Genomic DNA, 26,494 nt, shown 5'->3' with positions numbered 1-26,494 from the left:
TTATTCCCATCCTTTGTATATGTCTTTACTTAAATAGCGCTCACTACTATCAGGAAAAATCGTTACAATATTTGTACCTGGTGCTGCTTTCTCTGCCTCAAGTAAGCTTGCATGAAATGCTGCTCCTGAAGAGCTCCCAACGAGAAGGCCTTCCTTTTTCGCTAATTCTTTCACTCGTAAAAATGCATTTCGATCAGAAATTGTATGAATTTCATCAAAATAAGATGTTTTTAAAAATGGTGGAATGAATTCAAGACCAATACCTTCTGTTTCATGTGAACCAGCTTTGCCGCCATTTAAAATAGATCCTTCTGGTTCTACAATAACCGTTTTAATATCAATATTTTTTTCTTTTAAATAAGACGCAGTTCCCATAAACGTACCGCCAGTTCCTGCACCCGCAACAAATATGTTAATCTCTCCATTCAGTGCGTCCCAAAGTTCAGGACCTAGTGTTTTGAAATAAGCACGAGGGTTTGCTTCATTAGCAAACTGACTTGGAGAGTATGAATTTGGTATTTCCTTTACTAATTCTTTTGCCTTTGCAATTGCGCCGGTCATTCCTTGCTCAGTCGGTGTATGCACGACCTTTGCACCTAGCGCTTTCATTAATTCTTGTTTTTCAATACTAAATTTCTCTGGTACACAAACAATGACGCGTAAATCATGTTCTAACGCTGCAAGTGCCAGTCCAATGCCGGTATTTCCAGCCGTCGGTTCAATGATTGTTCCGCCCTCTGCAACAAGCCCTTTTTCTAACGCATCTTCGATTAATTCTCTTCCTAAACGATCCTTAACGCTTCCGCCTGGGTTGTAAAATTCAAGCTTTGCAAATAAACGGACTCCTTTCGGAAGTGAAAAACGAGTAATTTCTACGATTGGTGTATGGCCAATCAACTCATGAACTCCACGATATACATTCATCGTGTTCTCCCCCTTATTTGCCAATAAAGAAAAGGCAACTGTATGTATTTTCTTTATATGAGACAGTTGCCTTTTTGTTACATTACTTTAACTCTTCTAGTACCTTTACGATAAAGTTTGTAGAATGAAGAGCTGCTTGATCTAAAAATTGATCAAATGAAACATTTGATTCTTTACCAGCAATATCAGAAAGTGCACGAATAATAACAAATGGAACTTCATATTGGTGGCATACTTGCGCAACAGCTGCTGCTTCCATTTCTACTGCATAAAGATCTTCAAATTTATCACGAATGGCTGCAACACGGTTCGGATCACTCATAAATGAATCACCTGTTGCAATCATACCTTTTACAACTTGAATATTTTCTTCTGCCTGCATACATTTCTCAGCTAATGCAACTAATGCCTCATCAGCTTTAAATCCAGGTGGCATTCCTGGCACTTGACCATATTCGTAGTTAAATGCTGTTACATCTACGTCATGGTGACGAACTTCTGTTGAAATAACTACATCACCAACATTTAGAGAGTGATGGAATCCACCAGCTGAACCAGTATTAATTACTTTTTCAGGCTTATATTTTTCTAATAAAATTGTCGTTGACATCGCTGCATTTACTTTACCAATACCAGACTTTAGCAAGATTACTTCATGTCCTGCCAATAGCCCTTTCGTAAATTCAGAACCTGCAACAGTTTCTGTTTCTGCTTGTTCTAGTTTGTCACGTAAAATACGTACTTCTTCTTCCATTGCTCCAATTACAGCAATTCTCAATCTAATCCCTCTTTCTATTGCTTAGTTGCCTCCATTACCCAAACGAAATGATTTAATCTCGTAAACGTTACGTGGAAGCCATTGTTTTCAAAAATAGATTGCATGATCGGAATACGTGTATAGTATTCTGTTTGCAAATCGTTTGCTAACTGATGAAAACCTCTTTGTTTTGCTACTTCGACAGTTTTATCATATGCATCTTGATCTGCAAATATCGTATCAGCAAACACTATTTTACCACCTTTGTTTAGCAATTGACTATACTTCGCAATTGCTACGTCTTTTTCTTCATCTGTTAAATGATGAAATGCGTAAGTGCTCACAATAGTATCGATTGAATTTTGGACTTCAAATGAAAGAAAATCACCCTCCGTAATTGAAAACTCTTTTGGTAATTTCTCTTTTGCAATTGTACGCATTTCGCGTGACGGTTCTATACCGTAAACTGTGCGACCAGCAAGTAATAATTTATTTGTTAAATTGCCAGTACCAACACCGAATTCTAATACGTTGCCAAATGACTTGTTAACTACATCCTCTAAAATGTCCTCATAATGGGCGAAAACTTCTTTATATTGTATATCTTCGCCTTGTACAAATGAGTCGTACGTATGAGCCCATTCATCAAATAAACCATTAAATTCTGTTCCCATAAAAATTCCCCTTTTTCTTATCGGTTTTATCAGTATGATATTCTCTCTTTCTAAAAATGTCAATTGAAATGTACGTAGTATTTCCTTCTTTTCTTTGTTACACTATAGGTGATTACATAGGAGAGGGGGCGTCTTCGTGTCATTTACCTTTGAAATGTTAGAAGATAAAGTAGAGTTTTTTGAAGCGGCGGACTTAGCTTCTTTAGAAAAAAAAATTAGTGAGCAAATTGATAATAATAAAGCACTTATGCTCGAAGTACATCACATCTCGCATCAAATGGTTATGGATCCTGAAAGCAAAAGACCTTATTATAGTGCTGTTGTTCATTTTAAATTAAAGAAATTACGCTAACTAAAAAAGAGAGGCTCATAAGAGCCTCTCTTTTTTAGTTTAGAGTTTGAACAAGTACTGGTTTCCAGCCCTCATTTTCTACCCAATCAATATTTACATAATATTTTTTACCTGATTGCTTATCTTGGACATTACCGTACGCTTTATTCTTACCGTTATTTCCGATTCTATGAATAACTAATTGCTCTACTGGAACGTCAATTGCAGTGGAAATCGCTTGATTCATTTCATTCCAATCTGCTGAACCTTTTTTAAACGTCATCGCAGGTGTTGCACCTTGTTCTGTACCTACTGGCTTCCAAGAGGATTTCGTATACGCATCTGTTGCCTTTGGCTGTGTTTTTTCAGCTGGTTCTTTCTCGGTAGCTTTCGCTTCCTCTTCAGCTTTTTTCTTTTCTTCTTCAGCCTGTAGCTTCTCTTCTTCCTTCTTCTTAGCCTCTGCTTTCTCTTGCTCGTTCTTCTTCGTCTCTTCTTTACCTTTAGCTTTCTCAGCTTTATTCTCTTTTGTTGTTTGCTGAGTTACTTTTTTATCACTAGAAGACGCTTGCTCTTTTCTTTCAGGAACAAACAATTGATATGATACAATAGCTACTAATATTAATACAATTGCAATTGCAATATTTAAAACACCGTTTTGACGACGTTTTTGTTGTTTCTGTTGGAATCTAGATCCTCCTGCCATTCTTCAAACCTCCATGCAGTTTTTCATACTTGCTATTGTAACATTAAATCTAGAAAGGTTGAACATTTACAATAATATTTTCACGAAATGAAAACATTTCATAAATAATTGCAAGATTACTTTTCAACTTCTAATTGATGAATTGCTTCTACCATTTCTGCAAAAGCTGGTGTAACTACATTTACGTTATCTGTTTCTATATCAACTACAACTAAAGCATATCTTGGGTTTTCATATGGAAAATAACCTGCAAACCAGCGATTTACCTTCTCTCCTTTTCCTGTTTGTGCCGTCCCAGATTTTCCCGCGACAGTTAGTGGCAACGAACGGAATGCGGTTCCCGTTCCTTTTTCCATTGTTACAACGCCTCTTAACAACTGTTGTAATTTTTTCATCGTTTCATAAGAAAGCTGTTTTCCATTTAATTTATGATTTTCAAATGTAAAAAAGTCGGTTCCATTTTTATACACTATTTTTTTCACAGCTTTCACTTCCATCTTCTCTCCACCTCTAGCGATTGTCGCCATCATATTCGCTATAGCTAGAGGTGACACACGTACATCTTTTTGTCCGACCATCGTTTGAGCAATCGCTTTTCTACTATATTTATTTTCTTCGTTCCCCCAAATAATAGCACTCTTTTCTTCTGGAAATTGCTCAAATTCCGATGTATGAAATACCGAACCTTTCCACCCTACCTTCTTACTTGCTCCTAAGGCCTCTAAATACGTTTCTAATACTCCCCTATCCTTTTGCATTAGTTCATCACCTAATACGGCAAACGTTCGATTACAGCTTCTAGCAAAGCTTCCCTTAAAGTTTAATGACCCCATCATAACTTGTGGAAGATTTTCACCGTATAAATCCGTATTACAGTTAAATGTACGATTAAACCGCACCAAATTCTCATCAATTACTGCTGCTGCAACTACTGTTTTAAAAACAGACCCCGGAAAATGAGGAGTTAACATTTGATTTTCAAGTGTAGCTTTATATATCCTCTTATCATTCATCTGTAAAGAAGGCTTACTTACCATTGCTAAAACTTCACTATTCTTTATGTCTAGTAATACTAACCCACCTTTTTTTATTCCATTTTCATCTATAATCCTCTCTGCTCGTCGTTGCAACGTTTTATTTATTGTTGTTTGAATAGTAACTGGATAAAATGGATTTCCTGGTGAAGTGTATTTCGCCTGTTTCCCGAAAATCGGTTCTCCTTGTCGATCCACTTGATATAGTACTTTCGCTTCTCCATCAGTCAGTAAAAATTCATCAAATGATTGTTGCAATCCCGAAATACCAATTGGCGTTTGTTTCGAAGTTTTTTTCATTTCTCCATAACGCTTTTGAAATTCCTGTTCATTCTCTCCCACATCACCAATTAAATGATTTGCCTCTCCCGTTTGCTTCAGTCGAACTTCTGCTGCTACAATACCTAAAATATCTAATTGATTTACCTTCTCCATTTGCTCGATCGTTAATTGAAATGGGATATTCCCCCTTCGTAATATAAATGCTTGATTCTTATTTTTCATTTGCAGTCTTATCTCTTGTCTCGACACACCAATGATATGCGCAATTTTCTCTAACATGTCATTTTTTATTTGTAAAAATGGAAAAACAATTAAGACTGGATATTTCTCTTCACCAATTTCCTTACCATTTCGATCTGTAAAATGCCCTCTTCCACTATCTACTGTAAGTGATTGTGTTCGTTGCGTAACACTTTTTTCAATCAAATTGATATTTCGATCAGTAAAGGATTCCGTATCAATAATCTGTATTTGGATTAAACGACAAAGTAATAAAAAAATCACACCCATAAAACAAATTAAAACAATTATAATTCTCCGTTTCATTTTCATAAAAAACACCTCGTCTATTGTAGTTTAGACGAGGTGTTTCACCTTTTATACAAATAAAAAATCACTCGTTTTCACACGAGTGATTTTTACGTTATTTTACAGAGATAATCTCTACTTGCATTTCTCCACCTGGTGTTTGGATTGCTACCTTCTCACCAATTTGCTTACCTAATAAGCTTTTTGCGATTGGAGAATCGTTAGAAATTCTTCCTTCAAATGGATCAGCTTCTGCGCTACCTACGATTGTGTACGATTCTTCGTCTCCACCTGGTAACTCTTTAAATGTTACTGTTTTACCTAATGTTACAACTGTAGACTCTTCACCATTGTCTTCAATGATAACCGCATTACGGATCATATTTTCAAGTTGTGTAATGCGTCCTTCTACGAATGCTTGCTCATCTTTCGCTGCATCATACTCAGAGTTCTCAGAAAGATCTCCGAAGCTACGTGCGATCTTAATACGCTCTACAACTTCTTTACGTCTTACTGTTTTTAATTGTTCAACTTCGTTCTCTAGTTTTTGCTTACCCTCTTGCGTCATAGGGTATGTTTTTTCTGTTGCCATGTTTTCCACTCCTTTTATATACCAATCCCCCGAAAAAAAGAGGAGTTCCATATGAAAACTCCTCCGCTTATATATAGCGGAGGTTTCTAGCACACATGGCACTAGTGGAGTTGTCACATACAACCCCTTATTCTCCAATTCTTCCTTATATAAAGAAGGTATGTATGGAAAGTTGATATAAATATGCCCTCACCTATTGGTAGGTGAGGTTTCATGTTTCATTGTATTCGATAAGAAGGGAAAAAATCCCTTCCTATCGTATATCTTTTACTATGCTATTACAAATTTACTTTTTGTTCAAGAATTGTTGCAATTTTTGTAACCATAATATCAATTGCAACATGATTTTGTCCACCTTCAGGGATAATAATATCCGCGAATTTCTTAGAAGGCTCAATAAATTGATTATGCATTGGACGTACAACGTTTACGTATTGGTCAATAACTGAATCCATTGTACGACCGCGCTCTTCAATATCGCGCTGCATGCGGCGTAAAATACGAAGGTCTGCATCTGTATCAACGAACACCTTAATATCCATTAACTCACAAAGACGTGGGTCTTCTAAAATAAGAATTCCTTCTAAAATAATTACATCTTTCGGCTCAACTGGAATAATTTTTTCTGAACGCGTATGCAATGTATAGTCATATATAGGCTTTTCCACTTGCTCATATGCAAGCAACTGCTGCAAATGGTCAATTAACAAATCATTATCAAACGCTAACGGATGATCGTAATTTGTTTTTAAACGTTCTTCCATTGGTAAATGGCTTTGATCTTTGTAATAATAATCTTGCTCCAAGATTAAAATGGAATGACCTTTAAAATGGTCAAAAATCGCTTTCGTTACACTTGTTTTTCCTGATCCTGAACCACCAGCGATTCCAATTACAACAGGCTTATTCGTCCCCATTCGACTACCACTCTTTCTTATTGAAGTATGTTTTTGCGCATCATATTATTCACATACACTGGTTGATCCACTTTGAATTTCACGATTTGCAACGGATGTCTCGCTGCATCTAATTCGTTTCCATCCTCATCCCAAATTTTCTCCACCGTCTGCGTAAAGTTTTCTATTTCTGGCCCAAAGAACTCCACTTCATGTCCTGGTTTGAAGTGATTACGTTGCTCAAGCGTTACGATGCCCGTTTCTTCATTATAATCTAACACTAAACCAGCAAAATCATACGTTGTTTTCTTACTATGATTTCCAAACATTTGCTCTTGATGTCCTGGAACCCCTTCAAAGAATGCAGGAGCTGTATCACGATTTGCACATTTATCAAGTTCATCTAACCATTCTTGTTTAAACTCAAAGTTATCAGGATCCGCACAATACGCATCAATTACTTTACGATATACAGTTGCTACAGTCGCTACGTAATGGATAGATTTCATACGTCCTTCAACTTTTAAGCTATCAATTCCAATTTCAATCATTTTCGGAATGGATAAGATTAAATTTAAATCTTTTGGGCTCATCGCAAAGTGAGCATCTTCTTCTTGGAATAGAGGAAGCTCTTTTGCATCTTTATGTTGTGATACCGTTTGAACTAAATCATAATCCCAGCGGCAAGATTGACAACAACCACCACGGTTAGAGTCACGCGCTGTCATATGGTTACTTAATGTACATCTCCCTGAATATGCGATACACATTGCACCATGGACGAATGCTTCAATTTCAATATCAACTTTTTCTTTAATTTCTTTCATTTCTTCATAGCTTGCTTCACGAGCTAATACAAGACGATGTAAACCTTCTTCTTTCCAATACTGTGCTGCTTTCCAGTTGGATAGTGATTGTTGTGTACTTAAATGCACCTCAACAGAAGGCGCTACACGTTTACATGTCTCAATAATAAGCGGATCGGCAACGATAATTCCCGTTACGCCAGCTTTTTCAATCCCTTTTAAATATTCCTCTAGCCCATCCATATTTTCATTATGTGCAAAAATATTTGTTGTTACGTATATTTTTGCTCCATATTTCTTTGCAAATTCAACGCCTTCTGCCATGTCTTCCAGCGTAAAGTTACCTGCATTAGAACGAAGACCAAATTCTTGTCCACCTAAATATACAGCATCTGCCCCATAATGGATAGCTACTTTTAATTTTTCTAAGTTACCCGCAGGGATTAACAGTTCAGGTTTTTTCACAATAACGCGTTTGCCATCGATCACCCGTGAAATTTCTTGTACAGTCATTTCCTACACCCTCCTCGTTTAGTAAACCGTTTCTTTAAAGAAGAATCCTGTATCTAACGGACGATTTACCGGTTGTATTTCTTCTATCTCTTTCAATAAATCATCTTTCACGTCATAATACGCATCACGATCTTCTACACATAAATCAATCGCTTTACGATATTTCTTCGTTACCTCAATAATGTATTCAGAACTTTTTAGGACACCATCAATTTTTAAGCTATCGGCTTCAGCATCGATCAGTTCCTCTAACTCATCGATGAAACAAATATCATTTGGACTCATAATGTGAGTACCGTTTTCATCTTCATAAATTGGATATTTGTTATTACGTTCTGGGTCGTATAAGAACATATTCTCTTCATACTTTTTCTTTTCGATGTCGAGATTACGCCCTTGATACTCAAAGTAGTTTCCTACTAGTGAACGCTTCGATTGGAACATGCAAGTCATACCGTGAATTTGTACTTCAAGTTCCACTTCAGCATTTTCTTTTAATTCAGCAATTTCATCTAAGCTAAGCTCACGAGCTAATACAGCGCGTTTCGCGCCTCTTTGCCCCCAATAGTTACAAGTAAACCAGTTTGTCGCTGTCGTTTCTGTATTCCAGTGAAGTTGCATGTTTGGTGCAACTTCACGAACAGCCATTAATACCGCTGGATCTCCGAAAACAATCGCATCTACATTTACCTCATTTAAAAAGGCAACGTAGTCCGTTAATTCTTCCACTTTATCATTATGGAACATCGCATTCATTGCAACGTATACTTTCACACCATTTTCATGTGCAATGTTTACAGCTTGTTTCACATCTTCACGTGAAAACTCTCCTGCCAAACGTAAACCAAACTTTTGTTCACCAACCATTACTGCATCTGCCCCTGCTTTCACAAGAGGTTCAATATCCGCCACCGCTCTAGGTGTTACTAACAATTCAGGTTTCTTCATACTTTTGTCACCCTCTCTTTTTACTTACAGCCACTCCATCGCCAATTGGGAAAATCGTTGTATCATATCCTTCATGGTTCATAAGCCATTCATTGTACGTCTTAATACGACGAATCAAACCACGCGTACGTCTATTTTCAATTTTCTCTTTTGTCGTCACAAGACCATGGTACATAACGTTATCTGAAATAATAACGCCACCAGGATTTAATAACGGTTCGTATAAGTCAAAAAAGCGACGGTACTGCCCTTTCGCTGCGTCAATAAAAATAACATCAAATGTTCCATGTTCTTTCACTTGTTCGCCCGTTTCTAAAGCATCACCGTAAATAACAGAAATACGTTCTGTTACCGAGGAACATTCTATATATTCAAGTGCCTTTTCATATCGTTCACGATTGCGCTCTACTGTCACAATGCGAGAGTTCGGAATAGCTTGCATCATACGAATACTAGAATAACCGATTGCTGTTCCAAGTTCTAAAATACTTTCCGGTCCAATTAAACGTAAAAATTGCAGCATAAACTCCATTCCAAGTCGATCCATAATCGGCACATGGTTTTCAGTTGCATACTCTTCCATTTCAAGAATTAATTTATCTTTTGGATCAATAAATGATAATAGGTACTCGTTAACTGCATCCTCCATAATTGGTCCTCCTTATTTACATGGAGAAGTGCCTCTATGACGCGTCAACCTTTGTCTTTTCACACATAGAATGCAATAAAAATACAAGCCAGTTTCACCCTTAGCTTGTACGTCCCGTTTTGATATTAAAAACGATTCTTCTGCCAGTTTTTAACCCGATATATTTTACCACAAAAAAGAGGGATGTGCGACCTTTTTCGCTACCCCTCCCGATTTCATTGTTTTTTCGTAATGTATTTTTGCTTTAATGCATTATGTTCTTCTAATGTTTTCGCATAATACACTTCACCACTTGGTGCAGCTAAGAAATAATAATAATCTGTTTGCGCAGGATCTAACGCTGCTTCCACTGAATGTTTACCAGAGTTTGCAATCGGTCCAACTGGCAACCCTTTCACAACATACGTATTGTACGGTGAGTTTACTTTCAAGTCTTCGTATAATACGCGTTGTTTATGCTTTCCAAGCGCGTATAGTACCGTCGGATCCGTTTGAAGCGGCATACCTTTCGCTAAACGATTATAGAAAACACTAGAGATTTTCTGGCGATCTGTAAAGCCAGTGGCCTCTTCTTCAATAAGTGAAGACAACGTGAGCAGTTGATGCACATCCCAGTTCTTCGCTTTCATTTTTGCCTCATTTTGAACAATGATTGCATTCGTTTTCTCAAGCATCGGAATTACGATTTCTTCTAATGTCGTATCTTTCTTATAGAACGAATACGTCGCAGGATATAAATAACCTTCTAATGGATATTTAATATTACTATCAAAAATTTTATCCGTTAATAGCTTCGGATACTTTTGCTGCATTTTTTGAATAAATGCTTTATCGTTTAATTGACGCACAACATCATCTTTATTCCACTTTAATTCTGTCGCAATCACTTCAGCAATTTCAGTTACTTGCGCTCCTTCTTTAATCGTCACTTTATAAAGAGCCGGACGATGTACGTTGCCAGATGACATTTGTTCAATGACATCGTTAGCATTCATCGAAGGATTTAATAAATATGTACCTGCTTGTAAGCTTTTCGACTTAACTTTCGTATAAAAACTAAAAACTGTACCGCTGTTCACAGCACCTTTTTCTTCTAAAATCTCACCGATTTTACTTGTAGATGACCCCTTTGGAATCTCTACTTCAATCTCTTTTTTATTTCCACTATCAACTGGTCCTAATGCAGATGAAATATACGCATAGACTGATCCACAAACTAAAAGCAGTGCGATAATCGAAAATAAAAAAATGCGTCTACGCTTCTTCTTCACTTGATTCTCTACCAAAATTCTTCCTCCTTATTTAATTGTAGACCATATACACTTCCTCTATACAATGCCCTACAAACATAAAGCAAAACCAATCATTTCTAAATAATTGGTGACAGCTACTCATTTAAAGCCTCATTTCATACAACCCGTCTTATTATACTATAAACAATTAAGTAGTTTCGACAAAAAATCTGTCATTTTGCATTTGAATACAAAAAAGGCGAACTGTGTACACAGTCCGCCTTTTTATACATTACTACTCTTCGTCTTGCTCATCAGCAAGAGTGTTAAACATTTCTTGTACCATTTCCCACTCTTCTTCAGATTCAATTGAAAGTAATGTTCCGCCCTCTTCTTCACTTTGCTCGTATGCCATTGCATCGAAGATTTGGTCCCCATCTTCGTCTACTTCACCGATTGGCGAGAAGACTACGTAAGATTTTTTGCCGAATTTTTCAGCATCAAAAGTGAAAATAATTTCACATAAATGTTCGTTTCCTTTTTCGTCTACAATTGTAATTTGATTTTCTTCCATTTTGGTCACCTCTTATTTACTATCTAGAAATCCTTGTAAGATTACGACTGCAGCCATCTTATCGATTACTTGCTTTCGCTTCTTACGGCTCACATCAGCTGAAATGAGCAGACGTTCCGCTGCCATCGTCGACAAACGCTCGTCCCACATTACAACTTCTAATTGTAACAGATTTCGCAGGTTTTCTGCAAATTGTTGGCACGCTTCACCACGCGGGCCAATTGTACCATTCATATTTTTAGGTAAACCTACTACTATTTTGTCCACATTGTACTGTTTTACCAACTCAGAAATACGGTCAAAACCAAAGTTGCCTCGTTCTTCGTTAATCCTGATTGTTTCCAGTCCTTGTGCTGTCCAGCCCATTTCATCGCTCATTGCAACACCGACTGTTTTAGTACCAACATCTAAACCTAATATCCGCATAAACTACTCCTCACGATGATGTTTCAAGTAAGACTTCACAAGTTCTTCAATTAACTCATCACGTTCAAGCTTGCGAATAATGCTTCGTGCATCTTTATGGCGAGGTATGTATGCTGGATCTCCACTTAATAAATAACCGACGATTTGGTTAATCGGATTATAACCTTTTTCTTGAAGTGCATTATACACAGTTAAAAGTACATCATTCACATGGACACTCTGCTTTTCATCTTGAATGCTAAACTTCATTGTTTTATCAAAACCGTCCATTTCAAGCACCTCACTTGTAAGTAGTAAGTATAGGGAGAAGAACTTCTCCTCTCCCTACCATTGTACACTACTATCTCTTTATTTTGAAACAGATTTAACGTACTCTTGTACAAATGCTAAAGCTTCCTCAACTTGCGCTGGGTTTTTACCACCTGCTTGAGCCATGTCAGGACGGCCACCACCACCGCCTCCACAACGAGAAGCTACTTCTTTCACAAGTTTACCTGCATGGTAACCTTGACTAATTAAATCTTTCGTTACGCCAGCTAAAATATTTACTTTATCGTCATTTACAGACACTAATACAACAACTGCAGACTCTAATTTATTTTTAAGATCATCCATCATTGTACGTAAATTGTTCATATCTGCAACATTTACTTTCGCCGCTAATACGTTCACACCATCAACTGTCATTACTGAATCAGTTAAGTTTCCAGCTTCGATATTGCTTAATTTCGCAGCAAGAGATTCGTTTTCTTTTTGAAGTTGTTTTACTTCAGCAAATAAACCATCAACTCTTGTTAAAATATCTTTCGGATTTGTTTTCATTTTTCCTGCCGCTTCTTTTAATAAACCTACTTGATCGTTCATTAATTCGTATGCAGATTTACCAGTTACCGCCTCAATACGACGTGTTCCTGCACCGATACCAGATTCAGCAACGATTTTGAAAATACCGATAGAAGCTGTGTTATCAACGTGACAACCACCGCAAAGCTCTAAGCTGTAATCGCCTACTTGTACAACGCGTACAACATCACCGTATTTTTCACCGAATAATGCCATTGCGCCCATTTCTTTCGCTTCTTCGATTGCTTTTTGAGAAATCGCAACATCAATACTTTGCCAAATTTTTTCGTTTACGATACGCTCAATTTTTTCTAATTCGTCAGCTTGTACTTGACCGAAGTGAGAGAAGTCAAAACGTAAACGTTCAGATGTTACAAGAGAACCCGCTTGGTTAACATGCGTTCCAAGTACATCTTTTAATGCTTGGTGCAGTAAGTGAGTTGCTGTATGGTTTTTCACAACGCTACTACGGTTTTTCGTATCGATAAGAGCTTTTACAGCCGCTTCTTTCGTTAATGTACCTTCTTCAACAACAACTTTGTGTAAGTTTTGACCATTTGGTGCTTTTTGTACGTCTTTTACAAGAACTTTCACGCCGTTAGCAAGAAGATAACCACGGTCTGCAATTTGCCCACCGCTCTCAGCGTAGAATGGCGTTACATCAAGCATTAATTGTCCTTCTTCACCTGCTTGTAGGCTATCTGTGTACTCGCCATTTTTTACAAGTGCAACAACGTTACTTTCTGTTGCAACTGTACCGTAACCAACGAATTCGCTCGCTACTTTAACTTCACCAAGTACACCGCCTTGAACTTGCATAGAATCAACGTCTTGACGAGCAGCACGTGCACGCTCACGTTGTTTCTCCATTTCATTCTCAAAGCCTGCTTGATCAACTGTCATACCAGCTTCTTCTGCATATTCTTCTGTTAATTCAATCGGGAAACCGTACGTGTCGTATAGACGGAAAGCATCTACGCCAGAAATAACAGTTATTTTTTCTTCTTTCGCTTTTGCAATTACTTCAGCTAAAATTGATTCACCATCATGAAGTGTTTCATGGAAACGCTCTTCTTCATTCTTCACAACTTTTGCGATGAAATCTTTCTTTTCAAGTACTTCTGGATAGAAGTCTTTCATTACTTCTCCAACAACCGGTACTAATTCAAACATGAATGGACGGTTGATATTTAATTTTTTCGAGTAACGAACAGCGCGGCGTAATAAACGACGTAATACATAACCACGGCCTTCGTTAGAAGGAAGTGCTCCATCACCAACCGCAAATGTTACTGTACGAATATGGTCAGCAATTACTTTAAATGCCATATCTTTTTCTAAGTCACCATTACGATACTTCTCGCCAGAAATTGATTCTGTCGCCCCAATCATCGGCATGAATAGGTCTGTATCAAAATTCGTAGGTACATCTTGAACGATAGATGTCATACGCTCTAGACCCATCCCTGTATCGATGTTTTTCTTAGGAAGCGGCGTATATGAACCGTCTGGATTATGGTTAAATTGAGAGAATACAAGGTTCCATACTTCTAAGTAACGCTCGTTTTCTCCGCCCGGATATAATTCTGGGTCACTAAAGTCATTACCGTAAGCTTCACCGCGGTCATAGAAAATCTCTGTATTCGGTCCACTTGGTCCTTCACCGATATCCCAGAAGTTTTCTTCTAAACGGATGATGCGTTCTTTTGGAACACCCATTTTCTCATTCCAAATTGTGAATGCTTCTTCATCTTCCGGATGAATTGTAACAGATAGTAATTCTTTATCGAATCCGATCCACTTGTCGCTCGTTAGAAATTCCCAAGCCCAAGTAATTGCTTCTTCTTTGAAGTAATCACCGATTGAGAAGTTCCCTAACATTTCAAAGAATGTATGGTGACGAGCTGTTTTCCCAACGTTTTCAATATCGTTTGTACGAATTGATTTTTGTGCATTTGTAATACGTGGGTTTTGCGGGATTACACGTCCGTCAAAATATTTCTTTAATGTCGCTACACCACTATTAATCCATAGAAGAGATGGATCCTCGTGCGGAACTAGTGATGCACTTGGTTCTACTGCATGTCCTTTTTCTTGGAAAAAGTCTAAAAACATTTGACGAATTTGTGCGCCTGTTAGTTGTTTCATTGTATTTTCCTCCTTAAATATAAAAAACTCCCGCCCCTAATAAAAGGGACGAGAGTTAACTCGCGATACCACCCTAATTATGAATTGATTATTATAACAATCAATTCATCACCTCATGGTGCCGTAACGTGGCAAGACGGCAGTGATTAGCTGCTCTCAGGATTAGCTTTCTGTTACCCTTCATTTAAAGCTTCTTTCAGCCATTGGAAGCTTCTCTCTATAAATGGACTGTAACATACTTGTTCCGTCATTGATTTAATGTATTATATGACTAAATATAATAGAATTCTCTTAAGTTTGTCAATGTAGATAATAATAATTATATTGTACTACACACATTTTCGTTAGCTACATAAGCATCTACTTTTCATTTTAAATATCTTCTCTTTTCCAAAGAGGCCTCACATGAACGACCACTGTCCGAATGACCGCTAAAATAGGAACCGATATTAGTAATCCTACAATCCCCGCAACTTCTCCCCCTACTAGTAACGCAAACATAATAATCACAGGATGCATACGAAGCGACTTACCAACGATGTAAGGCGATAAAATGTTACTTTCCAAAAATTGCAAAATAGCAATCGTAATCCCCGCCTTAATGAGTAAACTCGTTGATACCGTTGCCGCAATCATCAACGTCGGAATCGCCCCTAAAATAGGACCAAAGTACGGGATTATATCCGTTACCCCAATAATAATACCGAGTAATAACGGATATTTCATACCGATAAACCAAAAAGAAAGAACAGATACTCCCCCTAATACTAAGCAAACAAATAACTGTCCTCGAATATAACTTCCGAGTGACTTATCAATTTCTTTCGCAAGCATTTGACCCGTACTACGCCACTTACTCGGAACTAGTTTCCAAAAAATATGATAAAACTCACCGTAATCTTTTAATATGTAAAATACAATGAACGGAATTAAGAAAATAATGAGCAATGAATCCAGTACACCACGTGCTGTGCTCATAACTTTATTTAAAAGCGTTTGTATCTTCATTTCTACACCAACGAAAATTTGCTTTACCTTTTCATGAATAAATGATGGGAAATTCGCTGTTTGTTCTGTAACTCCATCCATCCAAGAATCGTACATTTTTGTAAACTGCGGAAATTGTTCATTAATTTCTTGTAACTGTTTAATAACAACTGGCGTTCCTTTATAAATCCCATAGCCAATTCCGCCAAAGAAAAGAATATAAATGAGCAAAATAGCAAGTGTGCGTGGCATTCCTTCCTTATGGATTTTTTCAATTAAAGGGTGTAATAAATAAGCAATAAAACAAGCAATAAGAAACGGTGTGATCGCCACTTTAAATACAAAAATAATCGGTGCCCATAGTGGCTTAATTTTTAAAAAGACGAGCAAACAAAGAAAAACGAGTAACAATAATCCTAAACGATATATCCAAATGATTTTAAGATTCTTCACACGAAAAACCTCCTCCACCTTTATTTTGAAAATAAATAGGTTAGGTTATGTGCAAAAGTTTTAAAATCTTTTTATACAGACCATACTGTTTTTTAAAGACGTACATATATTTAACATAATAAGGACAACCACCCATGAAAATACAAAATGTCAAAATATAATCAGGAGGGCTCATAATGATCTTATTTATGCTTGCATTATCCGCACTTTTTATGCTTCTTGAATGGATTTGTATCGGGTTTGGTATTTGGAAAGGCTTCTTTATTCGTTCCTCGCGAAAAGAAAGAGCGAAGCACTTATGGCATTATGGAATGCTTGGCGTTGGATGTTACGGTTTATCTTATCTCTTCTCTGAAATCGGACTTTTATATTTGCATACAAGCACATAAAAAAACTCCCTTATCATGAAGGGAGTTTTTACGCCTTATAAATAAGACTTAATCATCTTACGTGCTTTTTTCACATTACGTTTTGAGAATACATCTTGTTTGCGAGCATATTGATATGCTGCAGCTCCAACACCTAATGCGATTAATGAATTGCGTAGATTCAAAGTAAATCCCCCTTTTCGTTATCCGATCGTTCTTTCATTATCATCAAATAAATCATCAAGAGAGCTTAATGAACCATCTTCCTCTACTTGATGTGTATGGATTTTCCCCTTTGAAACCGATAATTCGATATAACAATTCCAGCAATAAAATTGGTTGACACCTATTTTTCCGATGTCTTTCCCTTTGCAATTTGGACAACTGAACATATGGCTTTCATCTCCTTACAGTCTCCCAGATTCTATTCGCCATTATGTCCAAACTGCATTCATTTATACATTGCTAAAGCCTTTCAACGTTATACGTTTGAAAGTTTCACTATATAATTTCACCTTGTTACATGAAATCATACGGTGAAATGTTTTCCACATCCATTTCTTCACCATTAACCGTCACCATTTGCACTTCGCCTTGTGATTCTTGCAATCGGCCAGCTAAAGTCGTTTGACGCATTGCATCATCAAGGCGATTCACACCGGATTGAAAAGCTGCTTCCTCCCCGCAAATAATAAGGAATTTCTTACTTCTTGTAATACCCGTATAAATTAAATTACGACGTAACATACGGTTATAGCTTTTTACAATCGGCATAATAACAATCGGAAATTCACTACCTTGTGATTTATGAATCGAGCAGCAATATGCATGTGTAATTTGATTTAAATCTGGCTTTGTATACGTTACTTCAATCCCATCAAATGAAACGATAATCATATCTTGTTGCTCAACGTTTTCTTTCGCATAAAACACCGAAACGATTTCTCCGATATCACCATTAAATACTTGACTTTCCGGCTGATTGACGAGTTGCAGTACTTTATCTCCTCTGCGGTATACAACGTCACCGTATGCAATTTCTTTACTTTTTTCCATTTTCGGATTAAACACTTCTTGGAGAGCTTCATTTAACACATTAATACCTGCTGGTCCGCGGTACATAGGTGCCAACACTTGTACATCTCTTGCGCTAAATCCTTTTGTCTTGGCATTTTCACATACTTTTTTTACAACTTCAACGATTTGAGCGCCTGTACAAGAAATAAAGGAACGATCCTTTTTATTTTGTGCTAAATCTGGCGGAAGCGCACCACCTTTTATCGCATGGGCAAGCTGAATAACAGATGACCCTTCCGCTTGACGATAAATTTCTGTAAGCTTGACCGTTGGAACTGCACCTGCATTCAATAAGTCTTTTAGCACTTGTCCAGGTCCTACAGATGGCAACTGATCTTCATCACCTACAACGATAACTTGAATATTTGTCGGAAGCGACTTAAACAGCTGATTTGCAAGCCAAATGTCTACCATTGAAAACTCATCAATAATGAGTAACTTTCCTTGTATTGGATCGGTTTCATTACGCTGGAAAGATCCTTCTGGCGTCCAACCGAGTAGACGATGAATTGTGCACGCCGGAAGCCCCGTCGATTCACTCATTCGCTTCGCTGCTCTTCCAGTTGGAGCCGTTAATAAAATCGGAAATGGATTATCATCACTATATTCATTCGGATTTAATGATACTCCGTGAAGTGATGCATACATTTCAACAATCCCTTTAATAACTGTTGTTTTCCCCGTTCCTGGTCCACCTGTTAATAGCATCATCGGCTTATGAAGTGCAGTTTGAACTGCTTCTTGCTGAAGCGGCGCATACTGCACCTTTAGCTGTTCTTCAATTTCTCCTAATGTTTTTAACACTTCTGCTTCAGGGAATGCAGGGGTTTCTTCTTGATTCATAAGACGACGGATCGACTTTACAACGCCTTTCTCAGAATAGAATAAAGAAGCTAAATACACTCGCTCTTCTTCTATAATGACTTTCCCTTCGCTTTGCATCATTTCAACGCAGCCTACAATATCTTCCTCAGTCACTCTGCCTTCTTGATTATTTAAAAGTGACATCGTTTCTCTTACAAGCTGACCTTTTTCCATATACACGTGACCGAGTTGTAATGAAATATTCTCTAACGTATAAAAACACCCTGCACGTACACGGTCGTCGTGATTGCCCGTTATTCCGATTGCACGCCCTATATCATCTGCTCTTCCAAATCCAATTCCGTCCACTTCTTCAATAAGTTTATACGGATTATTACGAATCACTTCTAATGTCATCTCTTTATATTGCTGATAAATTTTAATAGAAAGTTTTGTTCCAAAACCGTAACCATTTAAAAAACTCATCACTTTCTCGAGCCCTTGATGCTCAATAATCGTCTCATATATTTCCTGCGCTTTTTGCTTGTTTACAACACCACTTAACGCATCCGGATCATCCATAATTTTAGAAATCGCATGCTCACCAAGATGGTCCACGATTTTTTCGGCTGTACGCTTTCCAATCCCTTTAAATAAATCGCTCGCTAAATATTGCACCATACCTGCTTTTGTTTGTGGCAGTTCTTTTTTAAACGTTTCAACTAAATATTGTTTTCCATACTTTGGGTGGTCTTTAAAATGACCTGTTAATGTAAACACTTCATCTTCATGCATACGGGGAAAATGACCGTTTATCATTACTTTTTTTTCGTCGTATGTTTCATTCGTTTCAATGACTTTCATACTGACAACGGAATAGAGGTTTTCTTCGTTGTGGAAAATGGTATGAAGAACTTGCGCTTTTATAAATTTTTTCTCTTCCTCAAACAAATCCATTGCATGTTGATTTCCCATATTTCCTCTCCTTTCCGAGTTCTTTTCACTTTAATGAGCAGTACATCCCCCACCTCTTTCACAATCTTTAGATGAGGGGTAACTGCGCATTAAACTATAATTTCACTTTATTCAGCTTCTTGCTCTAATAAACGAATACCATTACCAGCTAAAAAGTGGTCTGCTTGAATTTCAGTCGCTTTCTTAAATAAAGTAAGAGCTTTCTCGTTATTTTCTTCGAATACGTACGCAACACCTAAATTATAATACGCATCTGCATGCTCTTCATCCATTTCTAATACCTTTTCAAAATAAGGTTTTGCCTCTTGAATATGTTCTAGTCGCGCGAAGCAAAGTCCGCATTGGAAAACAGCTTCTACATCATTTTCATCTAATTCAGTTGCCCTTTGTAAAAATGGCAGCGCAAGACGATCATTTCCAAGTTGCACATGTGTGATACCTAACATAAATGTTACGTCAGCTGATTGTAATCCCGCTTGCATCGCTTGTTCAAATACAGCCTTCGCCTCTGCAAATTGCTCTTGACCGTAATATACGTTTCCTAAGCCATAATAAGCAGCCGCAGATTTACCATCTAATTCTACTGCACGTTTATAAAATAAAATTGCTCGCTCACTATCACCTAATACATCTAATAAATTCGCAAAGTTAATGTATCCAAGCGTATCTTTCGGATTTTCTTCGATTGCTTCTGTGAAATTTTCAGCTGCTTCTTCCCAGTTTCCTTCTTGCATATATTTAATACCTGTTTCAAGTTTGTTTGACATATCCTTCACCTCTACAACAAATTATAACAAAGAATGTATTTTCCAAGCGAACAAAAATTCGCTTTATGTAAAAGAAACCTCTAACCGCTAATCGGCAGAGGCTTCTCGTGTTATCCTAAATAATCTAATTTCTTACCACTATGATATACTTCATCAATTGTAGCGCCGCCTAAGCACTCATCTCCATCATAGAAAACAACTGCTTGGCCTGGCGTAATCGCACGAATTGGCTCATCACAAAGAATACGAACTGTATTTTCATCAACGATTTGAACCGTTACTTTATTGTCTGCTTGACGATAACGGAATTTCGCTGTACACGTAAATTCTTTTTCCTTCGCTTTATTACTTACCCAGCCTACATTCGTAGCAATAACTTCATCACCATATAGAAGTTCGTTATGGAATCCTTGGTCAACATATAAAATGTTTTCTTTCAAGTTTTTCCCAACAGCAAACCATGGATCACCATTACCACCAATACCAAGGCCATGACGTTGTCCAATTGTATAGTACATTAAACCATCATGTTTCCCTTTCACTTCACCAGATAATGTTTGCATCACACCTGGTTGCGCCGGTAAATAGTTACTTAAGAAATCTTTAAAGTTACGCTCACCGATGAAGCAAATACCAGTACTATCTTTCTTCGCCGCTGTCGCTAAACCAGCTTCTGTCGCCATTTCGCGAATTTGTGGTTTCTTTAATTCACCTAATGGGAACATTGTTTTTGATAGTTGCTCTTGGCTTAATTGATTTAAGAAATATGTTTGATCTTTATTGTCATCAACGCCGCGAAGCATTTTATATTCGCCGTCCATATAAGCAACGCGTGCATAATGACCTGTTGCTACATAATCAGCACCAAGTGCAATTGCATGCTCTAAAAATGCTTTAAATTTAATTTCTTTGTTACACATTACATCTGGGTTTGGTGTACGACCAGCTCGGTACTCATCTAAAAAGTACGTAAATACTTTATCCCAGTATTGTTTTTCAAAGTTTACTGCATAATACGGAATGCCGATTTGGTTACACACTTCAATTACATCATTGTAATCTTCTGTTGCTGTGCAGACACCATTTGCATCTGTATCATCCCAGTTTTTCATAAAAATTCCGATTACATCATAACCTTGCTCTTTTAATAAAAGAGCTGCTACAGATGAATCGACGCCACCGGACATCCCGATGACAACGCGTGTTTCGTGAGGTAGTTTGTTCATCATGTCACCTCCCATGCTAATTTTGTGTTAATCGCTTCACGATTTTCACTGTTTCGTACGCCGCTTTTTCAATTTGCTTTTTCGTATTTCCAAGACCGAAACTAAAGCGTACGGATGAACGTATTTGATCGGAATCTTTTCCGAACATCGCCACTAATACATGTGATGGGTCAATCGAACCAGCTGTACAAGCAGAACCACTTGATACTGCAATGCCAGCTAAGTCTAAGTTTACAAGAAATGGTTCAATATTCATTCCTGTAAAACTTACATTAAACACATGTGATAAGCGATATTCCAAGTTTCCGTTTACCTCGAAAGTAATGTCTTCATTTTTGAAGACAGATACCATTATATCTTTAAACTCTTCATATTGGGCATTTTTTTGCTCACGAGTTTTTTCAGCTAGCAAAATTGCTTGCTGAAGTCCGGCAATACTAGGTACATTTTCAGTACCAGCACGACGTTTTCTTTCTTGCTCTCCGCCTATTAATAACGGTTCAAACTTCACATTTGCACCAGCATATAGGAACCCGACACCTTTTGGTCCGTTAATTTTGTGTGCTGAAATTGATAATAAATCAATTCCAAATTCTTTCACATCAATCGATAATAAACCGTAGGCTTGTACAGCATCTGTGTGGAAATAAGCTTGATGTTCTTTTAACAGCTTACCTATTTCCGCAATTGGTTGCATTGTCCCTACTTCATTATTCCCGAACATAATAGATACAAGAATCGTCTCTTCCGTTAGTGCCTTTTGTATGTCAGAAACTTGAACACGCCCTGTTTCATCAACAGGTAAATACGTCACTTCAAATCCTTCACGCTCTAACAATTCACACGTATGCAAAATCGCATGATGTTCAATTTGCGTTGTAATAATGTGGTTACCTTTGTGACGATTCGCGCGCGCTACACCTATAAGTGCTAAATTATCAGCTTCTGTACCACCGCTCGTGAATATAATTTCATTTGGACTCGCGTGAATGCTACGTGCACACACACGTCTCGCCTCATCTACCGCATGGCGCGTTTGACGCCCATAAAAGTGAATGCTAGACGGGTTTCCAAATGTTTCTGTCATATATGGAATCATCTTTTCGACCACTTCTGGGTGAGTCGGAGATGTCGCAGCATGATCTAAGTAAATGCGTTCCATTAAATCTCCTTCTTTCCAAATCGTTTCACAAGGAATTAAATGTAAAACATATAGCCCCCGTGATTTTCTTCCTCATAACGTACTAAATCTTCTAAAGTTGTACTATCTAATACTTCTTGCACCGCATCACGAACACGCATCCATAATTGGCGTTGTGCTGGTTCTTCTTCTTCTATCATTTCTACAACACTAATTGGACCCTCTAGTACACGGATTACATCTCCAGCTGTAATGTTGACTGGCTGATCAGATAATACATATCCGCCATATGCCCCGCGCGTACTCTTTACAAGACGAGCGTTACGAAGTGGTGAAATTAATTGCTCTAAATAATGCTCAGATAGGTCATGTGCCTGCGCAATTGATTTTAATGAAATTGGGCCTTCACCAAATTTTTTTGCAAGGTCGATCATAATTGTTAAGCCGTAGCGGCCTTTCGTTGAAATCTTCATCTATTTGCACCTCATTTCAAATTTTCACTTCTATTGGTTATATCTTATTTATAAAAGAACACAATTTAAAATCCTATGAAATTATAGCATAATATAGTATTATAAGAAATTTCAACTTGTGTATCAAAATGATAACATAAAATCACATTGAAAAACTCGGAAATTATTACAATTGAAAGAAAAATGAAAATATTATCCTTCATTTTTCCCATAAAACAGCATCCTATTTCAAATTTCATCAAAAAAAATGATACGATAGAATGAGATTATACATTAAGGGAGAGGGTCAAATGAAACAACCACTCGCACATCGAATGCGCCCTACAAATATTCAAGAAATTATCGGACAACAGCATTTAGTTGGTGAAGGCAAGATTTTATGGCGAATGGTCCAAGCAAATCATTTTCAATCAATGATTTTATATGGTCCTCCAGGCACAGGAAAAACATCAATCGCTAGCGCAATTGCAGGAAGCACTGGAACCCCGTTTCGCCTCTTAAACGCTGTTACTCATAATAAAAAAGATATGGAAGTTGTCGTACAAGAAGCGAAGATGCATCGGCACCTCGTTTTAATTCTGGATGAAGTTCATAGGCTAGATAAAGCGAAGCAAGACTTTCTATTACCCCATTTAGAAAGCGGACTTCTTACTTTAATTGGTGCAACGACAAGCAATCCGTTCCATGCTATTAATTCTGCTATTCGAAGTCGTTGTCAAATCTTCGAATTACACGCATTAACAGAAGATGATATTTTAATTGGCTTAAAACGAGCGCTTGAAGATAAAGAAAAAGGGCTTGGGGAATATGATGTAACTGTTACGGATGAAGCATTACATCACTTTGCAAATGCGTCAGGCGGAGATATGCGCTCAGCTTATAATGCACTTGAACTAGCTGTTTTATCTAGCTTTACAACTGACGACAAAGCCGCGGAAATTACACTTGAAATCGCAGAAGAATGCTTACAAAAAAAGAGTTTCGTTCACGACAAAGGTGGCGATGCTCACTATGACGTTTTATCTGCTTTTCAAAAATCAGTACGCGGAAGTGATGTGAACGCCGCACTTCATTATTTAGCACGTCTTATTGAAGCTGGTGACTTACAAAGCATCGGTAGACGTCTGCTTATTATGGCATATGAAGATATCGGACTTGCTAGCCCACAAGCTGGACAACGTACACTTGCAGCGATTGAATCAGCTGAACGGGTCGGCTTCCCAGAGGCACGTATACCACTTGCAAATGCTGTTATTGAACTTTGTCTATCACCGAAATCAAATTCGGCCTATAAAGCACTCGATGCCGCACTACACGATTTACGTAATGGCCAAACAGGCGGTATTCCAAGTCATTTAAAAGATAGTCATTATAAAGGAGCCGAATCATTAGGAAGAGGCATCGGATACTTATATCCACACGATCACCCAAACGGTTGGGTACAACAACAATACTTACCTGATAAAATTAAAAACAAGCAATATTATAAACCGAAAACGACAGGGAAATTTGAACAAGCACTTTCTACTGTTTATGAAAGATTACAAAGTTCGCATAAAATGAAGAATAAAGGGTAATATAAGCGAAAACGTCACCATTACGGAGGCTTCGCTTATGAAAACACGTCAAGATGCATGGACAAAAGAAGACGATCTCCTTTTAGCAGAAACTGTTTTACGACATATTCGCAGCGGAAGTACACAAATAAAAGCATTCGATGAAGTTGGTGATACATTAAACCGAACTTCAGCAGCTTGTGGCTTTAGATGGAATGCTGAAGTAAGACCATATTATGAAGATGCGGTGCAAATTGCAAAAAAACAACGTAAAGAATTAAAGCGTTCGGAAGCTAAAATAGAACAAGAGCAGTTCACACAAACTCGGCAGCTCGTAATCGATGCCGAGTTTTCAGAAGATATTGCCCCAAATAAACAAGATCTTACAATGCAAAATGTCATCTCATTTTTGCAAAACTTGGAGCACAATAACCCTTCACTCGCAAAGTTACAAACTGAAAATGACGTATTACAAGATCAGCTCACTTCCCTGCAAAAAACGAATAATGAACTTGAAGCAAAATTAGCTGTTCTCACAAAAAAACAACAAGCAATCGAAGAAGATTATGCAATGCTTGTTAGAATTATGGATCGTGCTCGAAAACTTGTTTCGGTCGAAGAACAAGAAGAGCAAATTGCTCCGATTTTCAAAACCGATCAAAATGGAAATTTAGATATTATATATTCAGCAGAAAATTGAAAATGGGGATGTCACTTTTTCAACTTAGTGACATCCCTGTTTATTACTACGGCAAACATCGCCTCGGTAAGTGAAATTATATTAACGATTTTCCGAATATATCTATCACAACTCGAAATATATCAACCATTCGACATAGAATATCGATTTACCGACAAAAATTAACATTAATAATATTTCTTTAAAACATACAAAAAGCATATACCCTAGGCGGATATATGCTTCCTTTTTATTCTTGCCCTACACGCTTCACTTCTACGTTTTTAATACGTTCACGTACAACGTGACTTGCCATAATTAAGCCTGCCACAGATGGTACGAATGCATTTGAAGAAGGTGGTAATTTCGCTTTACGAATTTTTGCATTTTCGTCTGGTACGATTTCTTTACGTACTTCTTCACGAATTACGATTGGGTTTTCGTCAGAGAAGACAACTTTTACACCTTTTTTAATGCCATCTTTACGAAGCTTCGTACGAATTACTTTCGCAATTGGATCTGTATGTGTTTTTGAAATGTCCGCAATACGGAAACGAGTTGGGTCCATTTTATTTGCCGCACCCATACATGAGATAATTTTAATTTTACGACGTAAACATTGTTTAATTAAATGAATTTTGAACGTAATCGTATCAGATGCATCTACTACGAAATCTAAACCGTGTTTAAAGAACTCTTCATATGTTTCATCTGTATAAAACATCTCTAGTCCAATTACTTCACATTCCGGATTAATGTCCGCAATACGCTCTTTCATTAATTCTACTTTTGAACGTCCTACAGTAGATACTAACGCGTGAATTTGACGGTTTACGTTTGTAATATCTACAACGTCTTTATCAACTAATACAAGACGTCCTACGCCAGAACGTGCTAGCGCTTCTGCCGAAAATGACCCTACGCCGCCAATTCCTAAAATACCGACTGTACTATTTTTTAATATTTCAAGGCCTTCTTTTCCAAAGGCTAATTCATTACGTGAAAATTGATGTAACATTCAGCTCTACACTCCTATTACAAAAATGGTCTACCATGTATTCTAGCGTTTTTCCGACTATTTGTATAGAAAAAGTTATAGAATTCCTAAAAATACGTATTTCAAACAAG

At 37.4% G+C, this 26,494-nt stretch carries 28 protein-coding genes and 1 other annotated feature; of the genes, 4 read left to right on the top strand and 24 right to left on the bottom strand.

Annotation, left to right across the window (positions count from 1 at the left end):
* The 3 genes from JTF23_RS15265 to JTF23_RS15255 all read right to left on the bottom strand — a co-directional run bounded on the left by JTF23_RS15265 (position 1) and on the right by JTF23_RS15255 (position 2,355).
* Entirely contained in the window at positions 1 to 924 is a 924-nt protein-coding gene (locus JTF23_RS15265; protein WP_002111959.1) for an O-acetylserine dependent cystathionine beta-synthase, read from the bottom strand.
* A gap of 82 nt (positions 925 to 1,006) precedes the next feature.
* Positions 1,007 to 1,702, bottom strand: coding sequence for a 5'-methylthioadenosine/S-adenosylhomocysteine nucleosidase (gene mtnN, locus JTF23_RS15260; RefSeq protein WP_016106205.1), 696 nt, complete (start codon positions 1,700 to 1,702; stop codon positions 1,007 to 1,009).
* 14 nt (positions 1,703 to 1,716) lie between these two features.
* Entirely contained in the window at positions 1,717 to 2,355 is a 639-nt protein-coding gene (locus tag JTF23_RS15255; protein WP_016106206.1) for a class I SAM-dependent methyltransferase, read from the bottom strand.
* Positions 2,356 to 2,491: 136 nt separating this feature from the next.
* Here JTF23_RS15255 and JTF23_RS15250 point away from each other — a divergent pair, with 136 nt between their 5' ends.
* Positions 2,492 to 2,707 carry a YrzA family protein gene (locus JTF23_RS15250; RefSeq protein WP_016106207.1) on the top strand — a complete coding sequence of 72 codons (216 nt, stop codon included), beginning with the start codon at positions 2,492 to 2,494 and terminating at the stop codon, positions 2,705 to 2,707.
* Positions 2,708 to 2,741: 34 nt separating this feature from the next.
* Here JTF23_RS15250 and JTF23_RS15245 read toward each other — a convergent pair whose 3' ends face one another.
* The 13 genes from JTF23_RS15245 to JTF23_RS15185 form a co-directional block, all read right to left on the bottom strand.
* The gene (locus tag JTF23_RS15245) at positions 2,742 to 3,389 is read right to left on the bottom strand and encodes a YrrS family protein (protein ID WP_016106208.1); all 648 of its coding nucleotides are present in this window, start codon (positions 3,387 to 3,389) and stop codon (positions 2,742 to 2,744) included.
* 116 nt (positions 3,390 to 3,505) lie between these two features.
* Entirely contained in the window at positions 3,506 to 5,257 is a 1,752-nt protein-coding gene (locus tag JTF23_RS15240; protein ID WP_204209107.1) for a peptidoglycan D,D-transpeptidase FtsI family protein, read from the bottom strand.
* A gap of 91 nt (positions 5,258 to 5,348) precedes the next feature.
* Positions 5,349 to 5,825: a transcription elongation factor GreA gene (greA, locus tag JTF23_RS15235; RefSeq protein WP_070170580.1), complete on the bottom strand. Its 477-nt coding sequence runs from the start codon at positions 5,823 to 5,825 to the stop codon at positions 5,349 to 5,351.
* Between the two features lie 278 nt (positions 5,826 to 6,103).
* On the bottom strand, positions 6,104 to 6,742 hold the full coding sequence (gene udk, locus JTF23_RS15230) for a uridine kinase (RefSeq protein WP_002015274.1): 639 nt from the start codon (positions 6,740 to 6,742) through the stop codon (positions 6,104 to 6,106).
* Positions 6,743 to 6,759: 17 nt separating this feature from the next.
* Positions 6,760 to 8,040, bottom strand: a complete 1,281-nt coding sequence (locus JTF23_RS15225; RefSeq protein ID WP_002111968.1) for a peptidase U32 family protein — start codon at positions 8,038 to 8,040, stop codon at positions 6,760 to 6,762.
* A gap of 18 nt (positions 8,041 to 8,058) precedes the next feature.
* The gene (locus tag JTF23_RS15220) at positions 8,059 to 8,988 is read right to left on the bottom strand and encodes a peptidase U32 family protein (RefSeq protein WP_078172780.1); all 930 of its coding nucleotides are present in this window, start codon (positions 8,986 to 8,988) and stop codon (positions 8,059 to 8,061) included.
* A 7-nt stretch (positions 8,989 to 8,995) separates the two neighbouring features.
* Positions 8,996 to 9,637, bottom strand: coding sequence for an O-methyltransferase (locus JTF23_RS15215; RefSeq protein ID WP_002111971.1), 642 nt, complete (start codon positions 9,635 to 9,637; stop codon positions 8,996 to 8,998).
* A gap of 215 nt (positions 9,638 to 9,852) precedes the next feature.
* The gene (gene mltG, locus JTF23_RS15210; RefSeq protein ID WP_199708829.1) at positions 9,853 to 10,923 is read right to left on the bottom strand and encodes an endolytic transglycosylase MltG; all 1,071 of its coding nucleotides are present in this window, start codon (positions 10,921 to 10,923) and stop codon (positions 9,853 to 9,855) included.
* 241 nt (positions 10,924 to 11,164) lie between these two features.
* Positions 11,165 to 11,443 (bottom strand): DUF1292 domain-containing protein, encoded by a 279-nt coding sequence (locus tag JTF23_RS15205; protein WP_002111975.1) that lies wholly within the window; start codon positions 11,441 to 11,443, stop codon positions 11,165 to 11,167.
* Between the two features lie 12 nt (positions 11,444 to 11,455).
* A complete protein-coding gene (gene ruvX / locus JTF23_RS15200; RefSeq protein WP_002160397.1) occupies positions 11,456 to 11,869 on the bottom strand; it encodes a Holliday junction resolvase RuvX in 414 nt (137 codons plus the stop codon).
* A gap of 3 nt (positions 11,870 to 11,872) precedes the next feature.
* Positions 11,873 to 12,139, bottom strand: a complete 267-nt coding sequence (locus JTF23_RS15195) for an IreB family regulatory phosphoprotein (protein ID WP_002111976.1) — start codon at positions 12,137 to 12,139, stop codon at positions 11,873 to 11,875.
* A gap of 78 nt (positions 12,140 to 12,217) precedes the next feature.
* Positions 12,218 to 14,860, bottom strand: coding sequence for an alanine--tRNA ligase (gene alaS / locus JTF23_RS15190; RefSeq protein ID WP_078172778.1), 2,643 nt, complete (start codon positions 14,858 to 14,860; stop codon positions 12,218 to 12,220).
* Positions 14,861 to 14,901: 41 nt separating this feature from the next.
* Positions 14,902 to 15,120, bottom strand: a binding site (T-box leader).
* Between the two features lie 112 nt (positions 15,121 to 15,232).
* Complete coding sequence (locus JTF23_RS15185) at positions 15,233 to 16,300, bottom strand: AI-2E family transporter (RefSeq protein ID WP_002138436.1); 1,068 nt, start codon at positions 16,298 to 16,300, stop codon at positions 15,233 to 15,235.
* Between the two features lie 176 nt (positions 16,301 to 16,476).
* On the opposite strand from JTF23_RS15185, the gene JTF23_RS15180 reads away from it, so the two are divergent.
* Positions 16,477 to 16,689, top strand: coding sequence for a hypothetical protein (locus JTF23_RS15180; RefSeq protein WP_002160395.1), 213 nt, complete (start codon positions 16,477 to 16,479; stop codon positions 16,687 to 16,689).
* Positions 16,690 to 16,724: 35 nt separating this feature from the next.
* Here the strand turns inward: JTF23_RS15180 and JTF23_RS15175 are convergent, their stop codons facing one another.
* From JTF23_RS15175 to cymR, 7 genes are all read right to left on the bottom strand, one after another.
* Positions 16,725 to 16,853, bottom strand: coding sequence for a YrzQ family protein (locus JTF23_RS15175; RefSeq protein WP_002015286.1), 129 nt, complete (start codon positions 16,851 to 16,853; stop codon positions 16,725 to 16,727).
* Between the two features lie 18 nt (positions 16,854 to 16,871).
* Positions 16,872 to 17,060 carry a hypothetical protein gene (locus JTF23_RS15170; RefSeq protein WP_002015288.1) on the bottom strand — a complete coding sequence of 63 codons (189 nt, stop codon included), beginning with the start codon at positions 17,058 to 17,060 and terminating at the stop codon, positions 16,872 to 16,874.
* Between the two features lie 127 nt (positions 17,061 to 17,187).
* On the bottom strand, positions 17,188 to 19,524 hold the full coding sequence (recD2, locus tag JTF23_RS15165) for an SF1B family DNA helicase RecD2 (protein ID WP_204209106.1): 2,337 nt from the start codon (positions 19,522 to 19,524) through the stop codon (positions 17,188 to 17,190).
* 107 nt (positions 19,525 to 19,631) lie between these two features.
* Positions 19,632 to 20,291, bottom strand: coding sequence for a tetratricopeptide repeat protein (locus tag JTF23_RS15160; protein WP_204209105.1), 660 nt, complete (start codon positions 20,289 to 20,291; stop codon positions 19,632 to 19,634).
* Between the two features lie 110 nt (positions 20,292 to 20,401).
* Positions 20,402 to 21,517, bottom strand: coding sequence for a tRNA 2-thiouridine(34) synthase MnmA (gene mnmA, locus JTF23_RS15155; protein ID WP_002160392.1), 1,116 nt, complete (start codon positions 21,515 to 21,517; stop codon positions 20,402 to 20,404).
* Between the two features lie 16 nt (positions 21,518 to 21,533).
* Positions 21,534 to 22,679: a cysteine desulfurase family protein gene (locus JTF23_RS15150; RefSeq protein ID WP_204209104.1), complete on the bottom strand. Its 1,146-nt coding sequence runs from the start codon at positions 22,677 to 22,679 to the stop codon at positions 21,534 to 21,536.
* A gap of 35 nt (positions 22,680 to 22,714) precedes the next feature.
* On the bottom strand, positions 22,715 to 23,131 hold the full coding sequence (gene cymR / locus JTF23_RS15145; protein WP_000704117.1) for a cysteine metabolism transcriptional regulator CymR: 417 nt from the start codon (positions 23,129 to 23,131) through the stop codon (positions 22,715 to 22,717).
* A gap of 290 nt (positions 23,132 to 23,421) precedes the next feature.
* Between cymR and JTF23_RS15140 the strand changes: the two genes are divergently transcribed.
* Both JTF23_RS15140 and JTF23_RS15135 read left to right on the top strand, forming a co-directional pair.
* On the top strand, positions 23,422 to 24,708 hold the full coding sequence (locus JTF23_RS15140) for a replication-associated recombination protein A (RefSeq protein ID WP_078172775.1): 1,287 nt from the start codon (positions 23,422 to 23,424) through the stop codon (positions 24,706 to 24,708).
* Between the two features lie 37 nt (positions 24,709 to 24,745).
* Positions 24,746 to 25,387: an RsfA family transcriptional regulator gene (locus JTF23_RS15135; protein WP_078172774.1), complete on the top strand. Its 642-nt coding sequence runs from the start codon at positions 24,746 to 24,748 to the stop codon at positions 25,385 to 25,387.
* Positions 25,388 to 25,616: 229 nt separating this feature from the next.
* Here the strand turns inward: JTF23_RS15135 and JTF23_RS15130 are convergent, their stop codons facing one another.
* A complete protein-coding gene (locus JTF23_RS15130) occupies positions 25,617 to 26,384 on the bottom strand; it encodes a tRNA threonylcarbamoyladenosine dehydratase (protein WP_000903181.1) in 768 nt (255 codons plus the stop codon).
* Between the last annotated feature and the right edge of the window lie 110 nt (positions 26,385 to 26,494).

The sequence above is a fragment of the Bacillus sp. RIT 809 genome (assembly GCF_016892495.1).
Taxonomy (GTDB): Bacteria; Bacillota; Bacilli; order Bacillales; family Bacillaceae_G; genus Bacillus_A; species Bacillus_A cereus_U.
This window is presented reverse-complemented; position numbering and strand designations above follow the sequence as displayed.